The 17,984-nt window shown below is 36.3% G+C and carries 23 protein-coding genes and 2 tRNA genes; 13 read left to right on the top strand and 12 right to left on the bottom strand.

Annotated features, from left to right (window positions below; genetic code table 11):
• Window positions 1-25: 25 nt before the first annotated feature.
• The 3 genes from IGL31_RS07280 to IGL31_RS07270 form a co-directional block, all read right to left on the bottom strand.
• Entirely contained in the window at window positions 26-859 is an 834-nt protein-coding gene (locus IGL31_RS07280; RefSeq protein WP_002298973.1) for an undecaprenyl-diphosphate phosphatase, read from the bottom strand.
• Window positions 860-1,050: 191 nt separating this feature from the next.
• Window positions 1,051-1,755: a histidine phosphatase family protein gene (locus IGL31_RS07275; protein ID WP_002289120.1), complete on the bottom strand. Its 705-nt coding sequence runs from the start codon at window positions 1,753-1,755 to the stop codon at window positions 1,051-1,053.
• A gap of 22 nt (window positions 1,756-1,777) precedes the next feature.
• Window positions 1,778-2,404 (bottom strand): MBL fold metallo-hydrolase, encoded by a 627-nt coding sequence (locus IGL31_RS07270; protein ID WP_002289118.1) that lies wholly within the window; start codon window positions 2,402-2,404, stop codon window positions 1,778-1,780.
• A gap of 323 nt (window positions 2,405-2,727) precedes the next feature.
• On the opposite strand from IGL31_RS07270, the gene IGL31_RS07265 reads away from it, so the two are divergent.
• Entirely contained in the window at window positions 2,728-5,103 is a 2,376-nt protein-coding gene (locus tag IGL31_RS07265; protein WP_002323574.1) for an ATP-dependent DNA helicase, read from the top strand.
• 23 nt (window positions 5,104-5,126) lie between these two features.
• Here IGL31_RS07265 and IGL31_RS07260 read toward each other — a convergent pair whose 3' ends face one another.
• The gene (locus IGL31_RS07260; protein ID WP_002289115.1) at window positions 5,127-5,618 is read right to left on the bottom strand and encodes a YajQ family cyclic di-GMP-binding protein; all 492 of its coding nucleotides are present in this window, start codon (window positions 5,616-5,618) and stop codon (window positions 5,127-5,129) included.
• A 186-nt stretch (window positions 5,619-5,804) separates the two neighbouring features.
• Between IGL31_RS07260 and IGL31_RS07255 the strand changes: the two genes are divergently transcribed.
• Both IGL31_RS07255 and IGL31_RS07250 read left to right on the top strand, forming a co-directional pair.
• Window positions 5,805-6,725, top strand: coding sequence for a YitT family protein (locus IGL31_RS07255; protein ID WP_002289114.1), 921 nt, complete (start codon window positions 5,805-5,807; stop codon window positions 6,723-6,725).
• A gap of 153 nt (window positions 6,726-6,878) precedes the next feature.
• A complete protein-coding gene (locus IGL31_RS07250) occupies window positions 6,879-7,223 on the top strand; it encodes a metal-sulfur cluster assembly factor (protein ID WP_002289113.1) in 345 nt (114 codons plus the stop codon).
• 189 nt (window positions 7,224-7,412) lie between these two features.
• On the opposite strand, the gene IGL31_RS07245 is transcribed toward IGL31_RS07250, so the two are convergent.
• Window positions 7,413-7,913: a GNAT family N-acetyltransferase gene (locus tag IGL31_RS07245; RefSeq protein WP_002297227.1), complete on the bottom strand. Its 501-nt coding sequence runs from the start codon at window positions 7,911-7,913 to the stop codon at window positions 7,413-7,415.
• 527 nt (window positions 7,914-8,440) lie between these two features.
• Here IGL31_RS07245 and IGL31_RS07240 point away from each other — a divergent pair.
• Window positions 8,441-8,524: transfer RNA gene (locus IGL31_RS07240), tRNA-Leu, on the top strand.
• Between the two features lie 323 nt (window positions 8,525-8,847).
• On the opposite strand, the gene IGL31_RS07235 is transcribed toward IGL31_RS07240, so the two are convergent.
• The gene (locus IGL31_RS07235; protein ID WP_086300113.1) at window positions 8,848-9,486 is read right to left on the bottom strand and encodes a LysM peptidoglycan-binding domain-containing protein; all 639 of its coding nucleotides are present in this window, start codon (window positions 9,484-9,486) and stop codon (window positions 8,848-8,850) included.
• A gap of 334 nt (window positions 9,487-9,820) precedes the next feature.
• Here IGL31_RS07235 and IGL31_RS07230 point away from each other — a divergent pair, with 334 nt between their 5' ends.
• From IGL31_RS07230 to IGL31_RS07220, 3 genes are all read left to right on the top strand, one after another.
• Complete coding sequence (locus IGL31_RS07230; protein WP_002292929.1) at window positions 9,821-10,255, top strand: universal stress protein; 435 nt, start codon at window positions 9,821-9,823, stop codon at window positions 10,253-10,255.
• Between the two features lie 22 nt (window positions 10,256-10,277).
• Complete coding sequence (locus tag IGL31_RS07225; protein WP_002295768.1) at window positions 10,278-10,598, top strand: hypothetical protein; 321 nt, start codon at window positions 10,278-10,280, stop codon at window positions 10,596-10,598.
• A gap of 140 nt (window positions 10,599-10,738) precedes the next feature.
• Complete coding sequence (locus tag IGL31_RS07220) at window positions 10,739-10,930, top strand: hypothetical protein (protein ID WP_002296424.1); 192 nt, start codon at window positions 10,739-10,741, stop codon at window positions 10,928-10,930.
• 70 nt (window positions 10,931-11,000) lie between these two features.
• On the opposite strand, the gene IGL31_RS07215 is transcribed toward IGL31_RS07220, so the two are convergent.
• Window positions 11,001-11,258 carry a glucose uptake protein gene (locus IGL31_RS07215; RefSeq protein WP_002321369.1) on the bottom strand — a complete coding sequence of 86 codons (258 nt, stop codon included), beginning with the start codon at window positions 11,256-11,258 and terminating at the stop codon, window positions 11,001-11,003.
• A 157-nt stretch (window positions 11,259-11,415) separates the two neighbouring features.
• Between IGL31_RS07215 and IGL31_RS07210 the strand changes: the two genes are divergently transcribed.
• Entirely contained in the window at window positions 11,416-11,679 is a 264-nt protein-coding gene (locus tag IGL31_RS07210; protein ID WP_002292935.1) for a hypothetical protein, read from the top strand.
• A gap of 30 nt (window positions 11,680-11,709) precedes the next feature.
• The gene (locus tag IGL31_RS07205; protein WP_086300112.1) at window positions 11,710-11,898 is read left to right on the top strand and encodes a hypothetical protein; all 189 of its coding nucleotides are present in this window, start codon (window positions 11,710-11,712) and stop codon (window positions 11,896-11,898) included.
• An 83-nt stretch (window positions 11,899-11,981) separates the two neighbouring features.
• Here the strand turns inward: IGL31_RS07205 and IGL31_RS07200 are convergent, their stop codons facing one another.
• Window positions 11,982-12,167, bottom strand: coding sequence for a hypothetical protein (locus IGL31_RS07200; protein ID WP_002288064.1), 186 nt, complete (start codon window positions 12,165-12,167; stop codon window positions 11,982-11,984).
• A gap of 214 nt (window positions 12,168-12,381) precedes the next feature.
• On the opposite strand from IGL31_RS07200, the gene IGL31_RS07195 reads away from it, so the two are divergent.
• Complete coding sequence (locus tag IGL31_RS07195) at window positions 12,382-12,753, top strand: YxeA family protein (protein WP_002288062.1); 372 nt, start codon at window positions 12,382-12,384, stop codon at window positions 12,751-12,753.
• A 149-nt stretch (window positions 12,754-12,902) separates the two neighbouring features.
• On the opposite strand, the gene IGL31_RS07190 is transcribed toward IGL31_RS07195, so the two are convergent.
• The 3 genes from IGL31_RS07190 to IGL31_RS07180 all read right to left on the bottom strand — a co-directional run bounded on the left by IGL31_RS07190 (window position 12,903) and on the right by IGL31_RS07180 (window position 14,267).
• Window positions 12,903-12,975: transfer RNA gene (locus tag IGL31_RS07190), tRNA-Gln, on the bottom strand.
• 45 nt (window positions 12,976-13,020) lie between these two features.
• On the bottom strand, window positions 13,021-13,449 hold the full coding sequence (locus IGL31_RS07185; protein ID WP_002295776.1) for a hypothetical protein: 429 nt from the start codon (window positions 13,447-13,449) through the stop codon (window positions 13,021-13,023).
• A gap of 59 nt (window positions 13,450-13,508) precedes the next feature.
• Window positions 13,509-14,267 (bottom strand): C39 family peptidase, encoded by a 759-nt coding sequence (locus IGL31_RS07180; protein ID WP_002297431.1) that lies wholly within the window; start codon window positions 14,265-14,267, stop codon window positions 13,509-13,511.
• Window positions 14,268-14,561: 294 nt separating this feature from the next.
• Here IGL31_RS07180 and IGL31_RS07175 point away from each other — a divergent pair, with 294 nt between their 5' ends.
• Both IGL31_RS07175 and IGL31_RS07170 read left to right on the top strand, forming a co-directional pair.
• Complete coding sequence (locus tag IGL31_RS07175; protein WP_002288059.1) at window positions 14,562-14,759, top strand: hypothetical protein; 198 nt, start codon at window positions 14,562-14,564, stop codon at window positions 14,757-14,759.
• Between the two features lie 105 nt (window positions 14,760-14,864).
• Window positions 14,865-15,347, top strand: a complete 483-nt coding sequence (locus IGL31_RS07170; protein ID WP_002288056.1) for a hypothetical protein — start codon at window positions 14,865-14,867, stop codon at window positions 15,345-15,347.
• Between the two features lie 57 nt (window positions 15,348-15,404).
• On the opposite strand, the gene IGL31_RS07165 is transcribed toward IGL31_RS07170, so the two are convergent.
• Window positions 15,405-16,001, bottom strand: coding sequence for a nitroreductase family protein (locus IGL31_RS07165; RefSeq protein WP_002288054.1), 597 nt, complete (start codon window positions 15,999-16,001; stop codon window positions 15,405-15,407).
• 386 nt (window positions 16,002-16,387) lie between these two features.
• Between IGL31_RS07165 and IGL31_RS07160 the strand changes: the two genes are divergently transcribed.
• Window positions 16,388-17,854, top strand: a complete 1,467-nt coding sequence (locus IGL31_RS07160) for a peptide MFS transporter (RefSeq protein WP_002288052.1) — start codon at window positions 16,388-16,390, stop codon at window positions 17,852-17,854.
• The last annotated feature ends 130 nt before the right edge of the window (window positions 17,855-17,984 follow it).

The following is a 17,984-nucleotide window of genomic DNA, read 5'->3' as shown; positions in this document are numbered from 1 at the left end:
AATAAGAGAAGTGTTCTGGTTTTTTCTACATTGCAATAAACCAATAACCAATCAAAATGATACCAAGGATAATACGATACCAGCCAAAAGCGGTAAAGTCGTTTTTCTTCAAATAGCTTAGTAAGAATTTGATAGCTAAGACGGAAACCACAAAAGATACGAATGTTCCTACAAGAAGAACAACAGTTTCTTCCATTTTGAATGAATTCCCTTCAGCTAAATATTTGACGATCTTCAAGCCACTTGCGCCAAACATGACAGGAATCCCTAAGAAAAATGAAAACTCTGTAGCGACAAAACGCGAAGCACCAATCAAGATAGCTCCTAGGATCGTTGCGCCAGAACGGGATGTTCCGGGAACAAGTGCCAAGACTTGGAATAACCCAACAAGAAGAGCTGCTTGGTACGTAAAGTCATTCAGAGAAGTCCAACGAGGTGTTTTGTTTTTGTTGCGTTTTTCGACAATAATAAAGGCAATACCGTAAACGATCAAAACAATGGCAACTGGTAAGAACTTGTGGAAATTTGCTTCTAACCAATCATCCAAAGGCAAACCAATGATGATGGCTGGTATGCAAGCAACGATCACTTTAAACCAAAGTGTCCACGTATCTTTTTTTTCTACCGTTGATTTACTTGGAGAAAATGGGTTTAACTTGTGAAAATAAAGAACGACGACAGCCAAGATCGCCCCTAATTGGATAACGACATTGAACATCGACATAAATTGTGAACTGGCATCCAGTTTGATGAATTCATCTGCTAGGATCAAATGACCAGTACTACTGATGGGCAGCCATTCCGTTATTCCTTCAATAATACCGAGAATCACTGCTTTGATAATATTTGCAAAAAACATAAATTCCTTCCTTCCCAATTAAGATACATCTTATAGTATACCGTTATTTTTTGAGAAACCCAATCTGTTTTTTAATATTAAGAAAAACTTGAGAAATAAAGCAGATAAGTACACGAAGAGAAAAAAGAAGACAAAGCCCTCGTTCAGACTTTGCCTTTTATGATTCTCTGGTAAAAATTAAAATATCCCCATTATAGAAACGAGTCGCGACTATGTGTTTTCCCGTTATCGATATAAGACGTATCATTGATGCCGTGGATAGAAAATCGACCGTTTGCATAAGTGACCTTTGTTACGCTGCCATTTAAAAGCCCAGCACGAACAGGCTGTTTAGGATCGATCAGATTAAGCAAAAAGGCGATCGTCAAACCATGAGATACGACTAAAACATTTCCACCACCATTTTTTTCGCAGTGATGGGCGATATCTTCAAATCCTGTCCATACACGGTCTCGCAATGTTTCATAAGTTTCCGCCCACCCAGCGGTATCTAAGTTGTATACAGCATTAGCAATTTGTTCAAAAGAAACTTCTGTGGTAAACATTTCATCATATGTTTTAAAATTCAATACACGAGGGATCACACCCCACATTTCCATGTCATATCCACCTTCAAGAGACCCGAAACACCATTCTCTAATCCTTTTTTCAATAAAATAAGGAATTTCTTTTCCCTTAGAATGTTCTCCTAGAATAATACGGGCAGTTTCGATCGCACGACCACTGTCACTAGAATAAGCAAATGAAAAGTCGACATTTTTTAACCCGCGACCTAAATAATGAATGCCTTCTTGTCCTTGCTTTGTGAGGGGTGTATCACACCAGCCTTGCACTCGTTCAATTGTATTGAACATCGTTTTTCCATGTCGTACGATATAAAGTGTAGTTTCTGTCATTTTATTCTCCTCCTAAGTCGTTTTAACGATTGAAAAAAGGATTTGTCCTTTTTTCCTGTTCAATCGTCGTTGCATCGCCATGTCCTGGATAGACTGCAAATTCATCAGGTAAAACAAACAGCTGGGTCCGAATACTATGAAGTAATTGTTCTAAATTCCCTGTATACAGATCGGTTCTACCGATACTTCCTCTAAACAGGGCGTCGCCAGAAACGACAAAATCATCAAAAATAAAGCTGACGCTTCCTATTGAGTGCCCGGGGGTAGGGACGACGCGAAAAGACATGTTTCCTAAAGTATAAGTTTTCATTTCAAATTCATATTCTGCAGGCGAGACAATAACATCAGCAATATCATCATGTCTACCGAGTCCAGAAAGATTCAAAATCGGATCACCTAGCCATTTTTGCTCTAGTGGGCTGACATAAACTGGGATTTGATAATACGCGCGTAAAGGTTCCACTGCACCGATATGATCGTAGTGGGTGTGGGTAAGCAAAATCGCTACCGGCTGTTGGTTTGTTTTTTTGATTTCTTGTTTGATTCGTTCCGCATCTTCTCCAGGGTCAATGATCAAAAGTGCTTCTTCGTTGTAGACCAAATAACAGTTTTCTTCAATCATTCCTGTTTTTAATCTTTCGATATGCATGTGCATTCCTCCTTGATAGCCAAAACTTCTTTCATCCATTAGTATAACGCATTCATTGCTAGTAAACAAAAACAGGTACTTATTTCTCTTTACTTATCTGAATTATCAGACTATATGAAAAGTATTTGGATATTCTAAAGAGAAGGAAAGTAAGTTTTCATAGCATTTTAATATGTCCTTGTTACATTAGATTCATCCAAAAATCCAAATTCTATATCCTATATCCCTGCCTAATCAGCAGGGTGTTTTTTTGTTTGGAAAGAGAGCTCTTTTTGCTAAACTAGGTTTTTTCAGGTAATCTTAGAGAGAAAGAGGTGGTGGAAATGATCAAACAGTCAAAAATATCTGTGCGGCACTTAGTAGAATTTATTTTGCGACGTGGAAGTATCGACAATCGTAAAAAAAGTAACCATACTGCATTAGAAGGAGCGAGAATCCACCGCAAGCTCCAAAAAGATGCGGGAGAAAACTATGAAAAAGAAGTCTTTTTAAAAACAACAGTTCAATTAGATGAATATCACCTGATCGTTGAAGGACGTGCAGACGGTATTTTCAAAAGAGACGGTATTTATTATATAGATGAAATCAAAACCTCCGAACCACGATTTGAAGATTTAGAACCAGAACAAGTGGAACTTTTCTTTCATCAAGCAAGGGTGTATGCCTATATCTATAGTCAAGAACATGATTTACAAGAAATAAATCTGCAATTGACTTACTTCCAGACGGCAGAAGAAGTGATCACGAGAAAGGTTGAACATCAGACAAGAGAGCAGTTAGAAACTTTTTTTAAAAAGCTGACTGAAGATTATAAAGAATGGCTTGTTTTTCAAGAAAACTGGCGCACTGTACGCAATGCCTCTTTGATGGCTTTGAAATTCCCCCATGATGAGTATAGGAAAGGTCAGCGTGAACTAGCGGTAGCTGCTTATAAAACGATCCGTACGAAACAGAAATTGTTTGTAGAAGCACCTACCGGAACAGGAAAAACAATCTCTACGTTATTCCCCGCTTTGAAAGCTGTAGGGGAAGAAGAGGGAGAAAAGATCTTTTATCTAACGGCTAAAACAATAACTAGACAAGTAGCTGAAGATGCTATGACAGCATTAAAAGATACAGGAGCTGAAGTAAAAAGTGTCACTTTGACGGCGAAAGACAAGATCTGCTTTTTAGATGAGACGACCTGTAATCCAGATCAGTGCCCATATGCCAATGGTTATTACAATCGGATTAATGAAGGTTTATGGGATCTTTTGAATCATGAGAATCAGATCACTCGTGAAGTCATCGAAACTTATGCAAGAAAGCATACACTTTGTCCTTTCGAACTATCATTAGATGTCAGTATCTGGTGTGACGTAATCATTGGGGATTACAATTATTTATTTGATCCAACTGTTTATTTAAGACGTTTTTTTGAAGATGAAAAAAACGAGGACTATCTGTTTTTGATTGACGAAGCACATAATTTGGTGAATCGTTCCCGAGAGATGTATTCGGCAGAACTATCTTATGAAAAAACGAAACGAAGTAAGGAAGCTATACCAAAGGAATTCAAAAAACTTCATCGCCGTTTCAACAAACTATTAAAAGAATTTGATTCGATCCGAGAAATAGCAAAAGAAGATCATTGGGATTATCATCATCAAAAAGCACCGGCTGAATCTTTAGTAAAGGCAGGTTATCAATTAAGCGAAAAAATTAAAGAATGGCTGGCAGAATTTCCTGAGCACCCATCACAAGAACAATTGCTTCCTTATTATTTTGATTTGCTTCATTTTTTGAAGGTCAGTGAATTTTATGATGATCACTACGAAACAACAGTCGAAAAAACGTATCGCGATCTGATAGTAAAAGAGTTTTGTATTGATCCAAGCTTGTTTCTTGAGCAGTCGTTGGATAAAGGAAAAAGCAGTATTCTTTTTTCTGCTAGTTTTTCACCACTCTCTTATTATCAGGAAACACTGGGGGGACAAAAAAGTCTGGCTTACAAACTGCCGAGTCCTTTCCCAGAAGGAAACCAGCAAGTTTTCATCGCAAATTACCTAGAGACGACTTATCGAAAAAGGGAACACAGTCTGGCAAAATTAGTAGAGACGATTCATGCTTTTGCTGATGGAAAGGTCGGGAATTATTTCGTTTTCTTTCCTTCTTATCAATATTTAGATCTTGCGGTGGAAGCATTCAGACAGCAATATCCCGACAGCAATGTGCTAATCCAAGAAACGGACATGAATGAGGAAGAACGCGAACGATTTTTAACAAAATTTCAAACAAATCCCGCTGAAACATTGATTGGATTTTGCGTACTTGGCGGGATTTTTTCAGAAGGAATCGATTTGAGAGGGGACCGATTGATCGGCAGTATGATCGTAGGTGTAGGTTTGCCGCAGATGAATCATGAGCAGGAACTGATCAAATCATATTATGATGAGAAGGAACACCTTGGATTTGCTTACGCTTATCAGCTTCCTGGAATGAACAAAGTCTTGCAAGCTGGTGGTCGAGTGATTCGTGGCATGGCGGATCAAGGAATCGTTGTATTGGCAGATCAACGATTTTCTAGTTTTTCTTATCGACGTTTATTCCCACAACATTGGCAAACAGCAAGAGAAGTACGAAGTGTTGGGGAATTGGAAGAAGGAATACAGCGTTTTTGGTTATCAAAAGAAGCAGTAAATCAAAAAAACGAGGAATGACAGACGTCAGCCTCGTTTTTTGATTAACGATAGTTAGTGAATTGCAACTCGATTGGTAAGTCAAGTTTACGTAATAAAGCAATCACAGCTTGTAGATCATCACGGTTCTTACCTGTCACTCTAATCTGATCTTCTTGGATTTGTGCTTTTACTTTCAGTTTTTCATTTTTGATAGCTGTAGTGATTTTCTTCGCGTTTTCACGATCGATTCCGTTGACCAAATCGGCAGTTTGTCGAGCTTTGCCACCTAGAGCGTGTTCTGATTCGGAAAAATGGATATTTTTGATTGGCACATTTCTTTTGATCAGCTTACCAAATAATACATCTTTGATCTGTTCGATTTTGAAATCATCATCGCTCAATACAACTAGATTGCTGTTCTCTAATTTGATTTCTACTGTAGAATCCTTGAAGTCAAAGCGATTGGACAATTCTTTTGTTGTTTGCTGAATCGCATTTTTTACTTCTTCTGTATTGACTTCTGATACAATGTCGAAGCTAGCATCTTTTGCCATAGGAACCCTCCTGATATACATATAAATATTTACCATACATCTATCTTATCATAGGATTAGGGCAGATTCTTACCTGTTTGCTAAAATTCTTCTCATTTGAGTTCGAAGTATTTTATTTTAATAGATAAACTGTTATTCTTACATTTGGAATACCAAAGTAGGGGAGAGGTGCTTGTGAGTAAAATTATGACTGCGTATCATAAAAATGAAAGATTAAAGAAAATAGTGGTTATTTTGATAACCGGATTGACCGCTGCGGTCGCTTTAAATTATTTTTTGATTCCAGCCAATGTCTTTTCTGCAGGGATGAATGGGATCGCTCAAATCATTTCCTCGCTTTTATATGAATGGTTTCATATCAAGATAGACACAGGAACATTTATTTTTCTTTTGAATATCCCTGTGTTTGTATTAGGGTTTCTCAAAGTAGGAAAACGAGCAACGATCCTTAGTTTTGTGAATGTTGTATGTGTATCGGTGATGACGATGCTGCTTCCAGTCGGACAGATCACTGATAATATTTTGATGAATGCCCTAGTAGGCGGTGTTTTATTAGGTCTTGGCGTAGGATTATCTTTAAAAATGGGCTTTACAACTGGTGGGATGGATATCATCTCTCTTGTACTTTCACAAACAACTGGAAAAACAGTCGGAAACTACATGCTGATTCTAAATGGTATCATTGTAGTCATCGCAGGCTTCTTCTTTAACTGGGAAAGTGCCTTGTATACGATTATTTCCATTTATGCAATGACTCAAGTAATTGATGCCATCCACACGAGTCATCAAAAAGTAACAGCAATGATCGTTACCGTCAAGCCAGAAGAGGTAACAGAAGAACTAGCAAAACGGATGGTACGTGGAATGACATTACTGCCGTCTGTCGGTGGCTATTCAAAAAAACAAGGGAACATGATCATGATGGTCATCACCCGCTACGAAATGTATGATCTTGATCAGATCGTTCATGAAATCGACGACGATGCATTTATCAATATTTTACCAACTCATTCAGTATTTGGCCGGTTTGCAAATGAAAACGAACAAAAAATGTATCGAACAACTGGCGTATTACCAGAAATAAAAAATCGTTCACAAAAAAAATGAGGAATCAGGTTTATTTTAGAATAAATTTAATCTATTACATCTAATAAGAACATTTTTATAAATTTAAACGAGAATCTTCCTTCTAAATTCTCATTTACAAGCAGCTAAAAAAAGAGTATGATAAATAAAAATCGTGTTAAGGAGTGTCGTACGATGAGCGAAGCAAACCAAGAACGGTCTGGACAAGAAATAGAACTAATCAAAGAACGTATTCTTGCTGCCTTGGAAATGGTGATTGATCCTGAATTAGGAATCGACATCGTCAATTTAGGCTTGATTTATGATATAGAATTCAATCCTGAAAATGGAGAAACAGTCATTAAGATGACTTTAACAACTATGGGCTGTCCATTAGCAGATATTTTAACAGAATCTATCCATGACGCATTAAAAGAAGTGCCAGAAGTAACGAAAGCAGAAGTCAAACTAGTCTGGTATCCAGCATGGACGACAGATAAGATGAGCCGTTATGCACGGATTGCGTTGGGGATACGATAGAAATCTTGGCTGACTAGCTATGAGAAGCAAATAGGAAAAACAAAAAAGCCTTTTATCCTTTCTAGAAGAAAAGAGATAAAAGGTTTCTTTGTTTATAAAATTTTGTCTGCTATATTATAAGTTAATTAAATAAATGTGTTCTATTGATAAAGGACATTCAAATCCCTTTCCTTTTGGAATCCTTCTTTTTTACATCAGTTTGATTTTCGTATAGTATTCTTTCTCATCTTCACGATAAATCGCAGCCCCATTTTTTTGTTGTGCTTTAAGACTGCCAAGATTTTTTTTATTTACAGACAAAAGTGCCTCATCAATGCCGATTTTTTTTGCCTCTTGTAGTACTAATGCTAATCCTTGTGTGGCATATCCTTTTTTACGATAATTAGGGGAGATGCCGTAACCAATATGGCCAGCGCCGTTTCTTAATGTTTCGTTCAGTTTATGGCGCAAATTAAAAATTCCTACATACTCATGTTCATCACTTTCTAAAATAAAGACGGTTGCGGGAACGTAACTCTCAGGAAGATCGATTCCTAAAGACGTTTTTTCGCATTTTTTTACATAATCTAAAAATTCAGCAAATGTATAGCCATAAGCATTGTTGATAAATCCACTCTCATTTGGTCCAAAGCTAGTTTGTAGCTGATAAGCTTTCTTTAAATCTGCTTCCCATAGTTTGATCAGTTTCATCGTATTCACCTCTTTAAGTAACCTTATTCATTTGTTTTCTACTATAGCACTGTTGTTGTAAATAGCCATGCCTATTTTTATTTATTGTGTCATATCGTATTAAGAATCATCGAACAATACAAATATGAATTACAATAAAAAAATTATTTGAAGTTCGTTCATTCGTTACTTATGATCTCTAGAAGAAAGAAAACGTGAATTACTTCAGCGTCTAGAATTCCAGAAGGATAGTAACCAACAGAAGAAATAATCAATATCTAAATGAAAGAAGATAGCTGAATCGAGAAAAAGAGGAAAAAAGAAATGAAGAAAAAAATAAAATAGTTACTAATCCCAGAGCCGTTCGTTTAACATTGAAATCGATCATATGGATAAAACAGATTTTTTCACCAACCCTCAATAGATGATGGAGTTGCTCGGATGAATTATTTGTGTAGATGGCATAAGGGAGGGCGTACAGAAATGAAAAAGAACAAAAATATGTTCTTGACAAAAAACACATGTAATCCTAAACTAAAAGATGTGATGCGGCTATGGCGGAATTGGCAGACGCGCTAGCTTCAGGCGCTAGTGAGGGTGACCTCGTGGAAGTTCGAGTCTTCTTAGCCGCATAATTTGTTTTTTTATAAAGAGAAGGTACACCTGGAGCGATGAGAAAGAAAATAACATATTATTTAAAAGAATATAGGAAAAATTTTAAACAACGGAACCAGATTCAAATAAATCAAAAAAAATTTGTGTGAAGGTGGGACAGTTTAAAACCTAATAGATTGATTCAAATAGTAGATTTATAGATTCTGATACAAGAAATACTGGCAAACGTTAGTTAAGGAATCAAGACTAAACTTAAACTCAAAAAGAGGTCATGCGAAAGAATAAATCGCATGACCTCTTACTATATTTTGAATGTGTTTAAACGTTCAAATAATGAATCTTAGTACCAACCGTTTGCTTCCCAGAATGCTTTCGCCGCTTCCCAAGAACCATAACGTGAAGTAACATATTGTTCTGCTACTCTTTCTTGGTTTGCAGCAGAGTAGTCACCATTTAAGTAAGAAGAATCTAGTTGGTAACGCCCGATGTAACGTCCGTTCGTTGCTGTGTAAGAACCGCTTGATTCTTTTTGTGCGATCCATTCTTTTGCAGAGCTTGTACTTGCTGGAGTAGCAGCAGTTTCTGTTACAGCAGGAGCAGGTTGTGTTTCAGCAACAGGCGCTGCTTGTGTTTCCGTTTGAACCGTTTCTTGTACAACAGGTTGTTCAGCTTGAACAGGTTCAGTTTGGACTGGTGCTTCTTGAACGGCTGCTTGAGGTTCAGCAGCTACTTGTGCAGAGCCTTCTGTTGGGATTGTTAATTGTTGTCCTGAGTAGATCAGGTTAATATCAGAAATTGAATTTGATTCTGCAATGGCATTGATCAAGGAGTTATCACCAACGTATTTTTGAGAAATCGCTGATAGAGTATCACCTGATTGAACGGTATAAGCTTCGTCCGCATGAGCAGTCGTTCCCATGAAGAATGCAGCGCCGGCAGCCAAAGTTGTTCCAAAAAGTAAAGTTTTAAGTGATGTCATGAAAAATCTCCTTTATTCGTTAAAAAGTTTTATTTGTTGTGTTCAACGAGGAATACTTTAACACGTGAAAATATTTCATAGGTAAAAGAAGTATGACAATTTATGACAAATCCACGTTTTTTGTAACAGAATGATGTTCGCTCGATGTGAAAAATGATGAGGAATTTCACATAATGCAGAAATAATGGGATTAGAACAGGTGTTCTGATGAGAAAAGAAATGTATAAATAACTTGAAAGAAATTGCTTTTGTTCATCATTTTATTTACATATTGCGTATATTTTTTGTATTTTTGCTTGAGATGTTACAATAAAAGAAAAAGGAGGCGGTTCCAATGAGTAAAAGATACCAGAACATCATGGTAGCAGTTGACGGATCAAGACAATCGATCAAAGCGTTCGCTGAAGCCCTTGACTTAGCAAAGGACAATGAAGCCCACTTATTTATCGTGTCAATCATCAACAAAGTTGAGCTGACCCATAGTGCCTATGCCTTTTCAAAAATCTATGCAGATGAAAAACAAAGAACAGAAGTAGCCATGCTGAAAAAAATCAATGATGCCAAAGAGTTCGGTATTGCTGAGATCCACGCAATAGTTGAAACTGGAGATCCAAGAAATTTGATTGCCAATGTCATCCCTGGACAAGAAAATATTGATTTGATCGTTATGGGAGCGACAGGAAAAGGTGCTATACAACAAGCATTAGTTGGATCGACCGCTTCTTATGTCGTATCACATGCCCCTTGCAGTGTGTTGGTCGTGAAGTAATGAGATAAGGGAGGAATAGAAAATGGTTCGTCCTCAAGAAGTCCGTGCGCCAAAAGAAAAAATAGAAATTTTAGCAATTATTGAAGACGGCACACAAACAAAAAAGGGATACTCGATCGCTTTAGTAAAGTGGAAAGGAAAAAAAGGTGTCGCTCTGAGATGGGATGGAGATAATCAACAAGATAAAGGATTCCCTGTCACAGCTAACGGTTATCATCCAGCGTGGTTTGTTCTGCCTGATAAATTTATGGAATTATACAGCTATGATTATGCAAGAGCCGCAGCATCAATCAAAGCATTAGATAAATTAACAGAAGAGCAGAATGAAATGGAGGAAAAATAAAAAAGACGAACCAATCAGCCTTTAGAAAACTGATTAGTTCGAGGAGTAAAAATGAAAAAAGGTTATTTGGGATGAAACTAGAATAATGCGTATAACTTAAATAAAACTTAAAGCAATAAAATGGCAAGAGGGTGAGGCAAATGGAAGCAGGAAAAGTATTACAGGAAGTAAAAGCACTATGTGCAGATAAAAAATATGAAGAAGCGAAAAGCCTGATCGAAAAGAACAAAGAAAATTTGGAAGAAAAGTACCCGATCGCACAAGAATTTATAGAATTAAAACAAGGAACGATCCTTCACCGATTCAAACATTTTTTTGGTATAACAGAATAGAAAAAACGATTAAAGATCGGCAGAAATTTGCTGCATCTTTAATCGTTTTCTTTTTAAACATGCGAGGGATTCAATTCTGATTCTTATATAAAAAATAGATCCAAATAATAAGAAAAATTACTGAAAGCGTCAATTCGATGATGTGTGTTATTAATACAGACGTTGTTTCCCAATGCCTAAAAGAAAAAATTTGATAAGTAAAATATACAGCAGGTAAAGAGGCCAGTAAAACTGAAAACTTCTTTTTTGTCCATTTTATGTAATAGAAAAGAATGCTTATCATAATAAAAAAAGGAATATAAAAAACAAATTGACCGATCGCGATCATACTATTGCCTCCAATAAATAAAGTCCATGATACAAAATAACACTTTGTGCGAAATGGCGCAAGCAGTTTTGTGGATTTATCCGGTAAAATCTGTATCGATTTTGAAATTAGAGGAGAAACTTGCTATAATCAAAGTGAAAGAAGGAGTGGGATTTTCATGGATCATGTAGTGTTAGAAATCGATTTGCATTTAATCAATAATATTCGGGTGATTTACTATGTTGTAAGTAACAGTGTCGAACAACGTGTACTGACGAATAAAATAAATGGTATTTTAGCAAAGAAAGACGTTCACCGATTCAATAATGGTGAAGGAAGTTATTATAGTATCCCAGTAGAAAAAATTATTTATACGACAGTCAAAGTCAGAGAAGATCTAGATACCAAAAAAGCATATGAACCTATTTTTACAACTTATTGATTGACAGCAGATAGCAGATGGAGGAAAAAAATGAATCCATATGAACAACTTATTCAAGATTTGATCGATGGAAAAATCGAAAAGATTGATGTAAAAAGAGAAGAATTAATGGCTTTTCGAGAAGCGTGGCTGAAGTTGGAGAAACGTAAATATGTGGTGGGAAAAGCCTCACTGAACGGCAATGTGACTTATCATTACGATCCGACACGTTTATTTTAGTATGAAGTATTCAGAAAAGAACCAAAGGAGGACGATGCAGCAGCATTGTCCTCCTTTGATTTTACAAAAGTGAAAAGTTTTACTTATTTGAATAGATTTTTAAATTTGTTTTTGACACTGTCGATATTTACATCTTTTAAAAGATTTTGGGCTTTCTCTTTATAAGGTCCTAATTGTTCTTTATGTTCTTCGATAAATCGTTTTGCGCCATCGAAATTGCCGTTCTTAATCATTTCCTTGACTTTTTGAAATAATTCTTCTTGATTCATTTTGAACACATCCTTTGCTATCAACATGATTTTTTACATGGACAAAACGAGAAAAACTGATTTATCCACACGTCAATAATATCAAATAACGATCATTTTTACTAAAAAAACACTCGATTCTCGCTTCTAAAGTAGGAGAAAAATCTCCAACTTGGGACGGATGGAATTTCTTTAACTGACCCATATACTGAATATATAACAAGGAGGTAGAAAGATGAAAGTGATTAAATATTTGATTGGACTGGCGGCGATTAGTGGTATTTTGCTATTTGGACTGAAATATTATACTGAAGGAAGTTATGGAGAAATCCCTGGTATACTTGATCAGCTAAATCCATTAGTTGAAAAAGGAGAGGTCTATGTAAAGACACAAAAACCAGAGGAAGTAAATGAATATGGTACAGCAAGGTATGTGCAGAAAGCTGCTGATGCCAATGGGAAAGAACGAACGGTTGAATTTAATGGTCTTTCTGTGTTAAAAGAAAATCATTATTTGAAAATCAGCAATAAAGGAGCACACATAGAAACGTATGAGGAAGTTCCTAGAGAAAAAGTTCCGGAGAAAGCATTAGCAATTATTGGGTAAATCAGTTTTTGTATTAAGAATACGCCCGATTTTATTATTCATAATTTAATTATGTAAACTAAATAGAAGTAGTAAAAATAATACAATAATCCCCCTGCAAAAAGATTGTTCTTTTACAGGGGGTTCATTTTTTCAGCAAGCACATCAAATTGGGATGGCAGGGTTCGAACCTACAATTGCTTGATTCAGAGTCAAGTGCCTTACCAGTTTGGCTACATCCCATTTATTCAACAAAATAATCATAGCACTTTCCTAAAAAAACGCAAGTTATTTTTCTTGATCGGATAGTTGTTGCTTTACTCGTAAAAGGCGGCGTACTAGTTTCTTTTCTAATCCAGCAGGAAGGGCAATCAGTTCTGCTACTGACAAGACGGTGTCCAATAACTGATATTCTTTGACAGGTTCATTCATAATATGATAGATGTTTGCTAAACGTTCAATATATTCAAAGCGAGTATACTCTGTTCGAGCAATTAGAAATTTCAATAAATCGGTGGCTTTCTCGTACTCTTGATCTGCGTAATAAACAAGAGATTGACGATACAATTTGATTTCCAGTTCATTGAGGGTAGCAGGTCTGCGACGCTCGTTCCACTCATTAATAGAGACTTTACCTTGAACATTTCCCTTGCAGTCACGGACAAAAATAATCGGAATTTCATTTGGATCCATTTTTTTATGTGTGAATTTTTCCATTATCTACGCTCCCTTCAAAGGTTTGGTATCTTGAGTATAAGGGATTTTTGTTTGAATTACTAGCTTTTCTCCAAAGTTAGCATCTGTCCACCCATTGCAGTGAAAATCGCCGAAAAATCGTTGATCGGTACTGCTCGATTTTTTACACCATAGGGATCGTTGACATAAATATTTTCTTTGTCATATCCAGTGACTACACAAGCATGAACAAGAGGAGTGACTCTTACTTCTCCATTATTTGTGGTCCAAGTCATAAAATCAGTTTCATCTGGGACTTCAAAATTGATAGTCACAGAAGTCCAGACAGGATTTCCTTTAGATAGTGCTTTTTTGATATCATCGAGTTGAGCATCGGTTTTTGGAAAAGTGTGATAATCCGTTTGGACGATTTGCTGAGCAAGGGAGGCAACTGGGGGAACATAGACGCCCATAGCCCAGTCTCCGCCACTGATATCCCCAACAAATCCTTCATTAGGATCGCCATGAGTCCCATCTGCATTGAAAACAGGGACGTAATCCAATTGCTCAGCTAACTGGTTTTTAGTTGTTTCATAACCATAAAAAGATAAAAGCATAGAAAGCGAAGTGACTTCACAGCCATTTTCTAAAGAAGGAGAATCAAACTGGCTCTCTAATGGAACATCTAGTAAAACTTCTGCTTTCTCTTTTGTCTTTTTTGTTTTTTGTGTTGAACTTTTTTGTGCAGTGTTCATTGTATGTTCTGGAGAATGGATATGTAGGTAATAACTTGTACCGCTTAATAAAAGAGCAGCTGTGCCCCCTAGAAACAATAGTTTTTTGAACGTTTTTTTCTTCATTTGAAATCTCCCTTTTCAGCTGTTTATCTTTCCTATTATAAATGTATTTTTATTGGAAATGGAAGTATTATATTTTAATATGTAGGAAATAATTAGTTTTTAAGGAATATGTTTTAATTTTTTGAAAAAAATTCTTCTAAATACAACAGCTGTTTTAATTGTGAAAACGAAAACAGTACGCTATAATGCCTGTAAGGTTGATTTTTAACTGTAAATAAAAATCAATGAGTTAAATCTCCAAAGAAATAGCAGTGGTAATGTGGAGAAAAGTTCCAGCAGTTTAGGAGGATTTTGATGACGGAAGAAATGATTAATTTAGGAGAACAATATGCATGCAAACCAATTGGTTTTACAAAAACGGTCATTGGTGAAGTTGTATCAAAAATGACAAACTGCGCCGTGGTCAAAGTTGCCCAATGTGCTGCAGAGGACCAAGAATTATTAGATGAAAAAGCAAGCATGGTTGTTGCAAAATATGATACATTTGAATAAAGAAAACAATTGGACGTGCGGCGTGCTGCAAGTCCAATTTCTTTGAGAAGGTAAATCAGTATTCTTTTCCTATTTTCTGGAGAAGAAAAAGCGAGGCGAGTTGTCATGGTAACATTCTTTACGGTTCTATTGTTTTTATTCGTTGTTGTGATGTTTTTATTTCTTTGGCTGGTTCGAAAAGAAATTATTTATCGGACTGTGCGAAATCGATGGGTCTACTTGGTGATACCCTTCTTAGTGTCACTAGTCATTTGGTATACACTCATCAGTCATCCTACAGCAGATGAATTGGCAAAAGGGATCTTGTCAGCAATGATTTTTATTAGTTTTTTGTTGGACAGTAGAGGAATCACAGAAGAAGGACTTGTTTTGAATAGCTTTGACAAAAAAGGTGTTCCTTTTTCTGAGATCAATAAAATTGTATTATATCAGCCAAAAGGTTCTAAAATCGTAAAAATGAATTTTTTCCGAAACGGATGGCGAGGACCGATGCTGAAATTTTCTGCATCATTAGAAGAATTAGTTCCATTTTTGTCCCAACGCTTAAACGATGAGGCAGAGATTGATATTATGATTGATCCAGAATAAAAACAGAGGTTGCGACAAGATGTTTGTCACAACCTCTGTTTTTTATTTCAAATAAAATTATCCAAATACGCGGAAGCGATCGGCATCGTTCATGTATTCTTTTTCCCCAGCCGGTGTTTCTGGTGAACCGAATACTAATTGCGAACGTAGTTTCCAGTTTGAAGGGATATTCCATTCTTTTGCAACTGCTTCGTCAATAACTGGGTTGTAATGTTGCAAGTTTGCGCCCAATCCTTTATCAACTAATGCTACCCAAGTATTAGCTGTTGCGATTCCGTTTGATTGTTCTGACCAATCTGGGAAGTTGTCTGCATATAATTCAAATTGTTCTTGTAGACCTTTTACCACGTCAGTATCTTTGAAGAATAATACTGTACCATAACCATTTTTGAAACCAGCTAATTTGTTTTGTGTATTTGGGAAAGCTTCTGCTGGAGTCAATGGGCGAAGTGCTTCTTCAGTGATTTCCCAAAGTTTTTCATGTGCATCTCCGAAAAGGATAACTGCGCGTGTTGATTGAGCATTGAAAGCAGTTGGGCTTTCTTTAATTGCTTCTTTGATCAAAGTTGTTAATTCTTCATTAGAAAGTGAAACATTACGTCCTAGATGATAGATTGAACGGCGGTTTTTCAAAGTGTCAGTAAAAGTTGTCATAATAAAATTTCTCCTTTGATTTGCGTTTTGCATTTTTTTAATTGATTACGAAATGAAGTATAGCACCTTACAAAAAGTAAGTAAACAGATATGCTCACAAAAAATAAGCGAAGTTCAAAAAACAATTTTAATAAGAAAAATCGTTATGTAAGGATTTTCTTGGTTATCGCTTTCATTGTTGTGTTTTAGGAATTTTTGCTTATTTGAAAAAAACAGCTGATATATAATTATTAAATCTCTATCTTCTTTTTTTTATGATATTGCCATTAAAAATTACTTGTTTTTATAGAAAATTAGTTTATATTTCTTAAATAAGTTTTTTAGTTAAATTTTTCGGTAAAGATGTATAATATTTTCTGAAAATTTAAAGAATTGGGGTATAGATTATGGAAAAACAGCAAGACAAGGGCTTCTTCGGGCAGCCGAAGGGATTGTCAACTTTGTTCTTCACTGAGATGTGGGAACGATTTAGTTATTACGGTATGCGTGCATTACTTATCTATTATATGTACGATACAGTTGCCAACGGGGGACTTGGATTACCACGAGCAACAGCATTAGCTATCATGTCGATCTACGGATCTTTGATCTACATGTCTAGTATCGTCGGCGGATGGGTATCTGACCGAGTGTTAGGAGCAAAACGCACTGTATTCTTCGGTGGAGTTTTCATTATGCTTGGCCACATCGTCTTGGCTTTACCATTTGGTGTAAGTACATTGTTTGTTTCGATGGCATTGATTATTATCGGAACCGCCTTTTTGAAACCAAATGTTTCTGGCATGGTCGGACATCTTTATTCAAAGACTGACTTGCGAAGAGATGCAGGATTTTCGATTTTTTACATGGGTGTCAACTTAGGGGCATTATTAGCACCACTAATCGTTGGTACAATCGGTCAAGAATATAACTATCATTTAGGGTTCTCTTTAGCTGCTATTGGGATGTTCTTTGGATTATTACAATACATCATCCAAGGACGCAAGACATTAGACGGAGTGGGTACAACACCGCCGAATCCTTTGACAACTGAAGAACGTAAAGGATTCATCCGTAACTTGATCATCGCACTTGTTGTTATCGCTGCAGTATTCGGCGGGGCACAACTAACTGGTCATCTGACAATTGACTTTTTTGTCAATACAATCAGTGTATTGGGGATTATCTTACCGTTGTATTACTTTATCAAAATGCTGACTTCAAAAGATGTAACTGCTGAAGAAAAACCAAGAGTATGGGCTTATATCCCATTATTCCTTGCAGCAATCATTTTCTGGTCATTACAAGAACAAGGTTCATCTATCTTAGCTTTATTTGCTAGTGAACGTACACAATCTACGCTATTTGGTGTAACGATCCAAGCAAGCTGGTATCAATCATTGAATCCAATTTTCATCTTTATTCTGACACCAGTATTCGTAACGATGTGGACGAAACTTGGTGAACGTCAACCCTCTACAGTAGTGAAATTCTCTCTTGGACTTTTATTTGCAGGATTATCGTACTTGCTATTGATGTTGCCGGGTATGCTTTATGGTACAAGTGGAAAAGTAAGTCCATTGTGGTTGTTGGGAAGTTTCTTCATCGTGGTTATTGCTGAATTGTGTCTTTCACCAGTTGGTTTGTCTGTGACAACAAAATTAGCACCACGAGCATTTGAATCACAAACAATCGCTATTTGGTTCTTAGCTGATGCTTCTTCACAAGCAATCAATGCACAAATTGCACGCTTCTACACACCGGGAACAGAATCTGCCTACTTCGGTATTATCGGTGCAGTAGCAATCGTCGGTGGTATCTTGCTATTTACTGTGAAAGAACCAATCAAAAAACTAATGGGCTCTATTCATTAATCAATGAACATAAAGACAGGAATTGCTTATTTGCAGCAGTTCCTGTTTTTTGCGTATACTTAAAAAAGTAGAAATATCAGAACCTTAAAAGGATATAATTTGAAGAATATAGAACAAATGTTCAGTATTT

Source organism: Enterococcus sp. MSG3290, assembly GCF_050555565.1.
Lineage (GTDB): Bacteria > Bacillota > Bacilli > Lactobacillales > Enterococcaceae > Enterococcus_B > Enterococcus_B faecium.
The sequence above is the reverse complement of the archived record's forward strand: the minus strand, read 5'-3'. Positions and strand labels throughout refer to the sequence as shown.

What these genes read in the sequence shown, in the direction of transcription:
- IGL31_RS07280 (WP_002298973.1), bottom strand. Translation starts at nt 859, where the DNA reads ATGTTTTTTGCAAATATTATCAAAGCAGTGATTCTCGGTATTATTGAA.
- IGL31_RS07275 (WP_002289120.1), bottom strand. Translation starts at nt 1,755, where the DNA reads ATGACAGAAACTACACTTTATATCGTACGACATGGAAAAACGATGTTC.
- IGL31_RS07270 (WP_002289118.1), bottom strand. Translation starts at nt 2,404, where the DNA reads ATGCATATCGAAAGATTAAAAACAGGAATGATTGAAGAAAACTGTTAT.
- IGL31_RS07265 (WP_002323574.1), top strand. Translation starts at nt 2,728, where the DNA reads ATGATCAAACAGTCAAAAATATCTGTGCGGCACTTAGTAGAATTTATT.
- IGL31_RS07260 (WP_002289115.1), bottom strand. Translation starts at nt 5,618, where the DNA reads ATGGCAAAAGATGCTAGCTTCGACATTGTATCAGAAGTCAATACAGAA.
- IGL31_RS07255 (WP_002289114.1), top strand. Translation starts at nt 5,805, where the DNA reads ATGACTGCGTATCATAAAAATGAAAGATTAAAGAAAATAGTGGTTATT.
- IGL31_RS07250 (WP_002289113.1), top strand. Translation starts at nt 6,879, where the DNA reads ATGAGCGAAGCAAACCAAGAACGGTCTGGACAAGAAATAGAACTAATC.
- IGL31_RS07245 (WP_002297227.1), bottom strand. Translation starts at nt 7,913, where the DNA reads ATGAAACTGATCAAACTATGGGAAGCAGATTTAAAGAAAGCTTATCAG.
- IGL31_RS07235 (WP_086300113.1), bottom strand. Translation starts at nt 9,486, where the DNA reads ATGACATCACTTAAAACTTTACTTTTTGGAACAACTTTGGCTGCCGGC.
- IGL31_RS07230 (WP_002292929.1), top strand. Translation starts at nt 9,821, where the DNA reads ATGAGTAAAAGATACCAGAACATCATGGTAGCAGTTGACGGATCAAGA.
- IGL31_RS07225 (WP_002295768.1), top strand. Translation starts at nt 10,278, where the DNA reads ATGGTTCGTCCTCAAGAAGTCCGTGCGCCAAAAGAAAAAATAGAAATT.
- IGL31_RS07220 (WP_002296424.1), top strand. Translation starts at nt 10,739, where the DNA reads ATGGAAGCAGGAAAAGTATTACAGGAAGTAAAAGCACTATGTGCAGAT.
- IGL31_RS07215 (WP_002321369.1), bottom strand. Translation starts at nt 11,258, where the DNA reads ATGATCGCGATCGGTCAATTTGTTTTTTATATTCCTTTTTTTATTATG.
- IGL31_RS07210 (WP_002292935.1), top strand. Translation starts at nt 11,416, where the DNA reads ATGGATCATGTAGTGTTAGAAATCGATTTGCATTTAATCAATAATATT.
- IGL31_RS07205 (WP_086300112.1), top strand. Translation starts at nt 11,710, where the DNA reads ATGAATCCATATGAACAACTTATTCAAGATTTGATCGATGGAAAAATC.
- IGL31_RS07200 (WP_002288064.1), bottom strand. Translation starts at nt 12,167, where the DNA reads ATGAATCAAGAAGAATTATTTCAAAAAGTCAAGGAAATGATTAAGAAC.
- IGL31_RS07195 (WP_002288062.1), top strand. Translation starts at nt 12,382, where the DNA reads ATGAAAGTGATTAAATATTTGATTGGACTGGCGGCGATTAGTGGTATT.
- IGL31_RS07185 (WP_002295776.1), bottom strand. Translation starts at nt 13,449, where the DNA reads ATGGAAAAATTCACACATAAAAAAATGGATCCAAATGAAATTCCGATT.
- IGL31_RS07180 (WP_002297431.1), bottom strand. Translation starts at nt 14,267, where the DNA reads ATGAAGAAAAAAACGTTCAAAAAACTATTGTTTCTAGGGGGCACAGCT.
- IGL31_RS07175 (WP_002288059.1), top strand. Translation starts at nt 14,562, where the DNA reads ATGACGGAAGAAATGATTAATTTAGGAGAACAATATGCATGCAAACCA.
- IGL31_RS07170 (WP_002288056.1), top strand. Translation starts at nt 14,865, where the DNA reads ATGGTAACATTCTTTACGGTTCTATTGTTTTTATTCGTTGTTGTGATG.
- IGL31_RS07165 (WP_002288054.1), bottom strand. Translation starts at nt 16,001, where the DNA reads ATGACAACTTTTACTGACACTTTGAAAAACCGCCGTTCAATCTATCAT.
- IGL31_RS07160 (WP_002288052.1), top strand. Translation starts at nt 16,388, where the DNA reads ATGGAAAAACAGCAAGACAAGGGCTTCTTCGGGCAGCCGAAGGGATTG.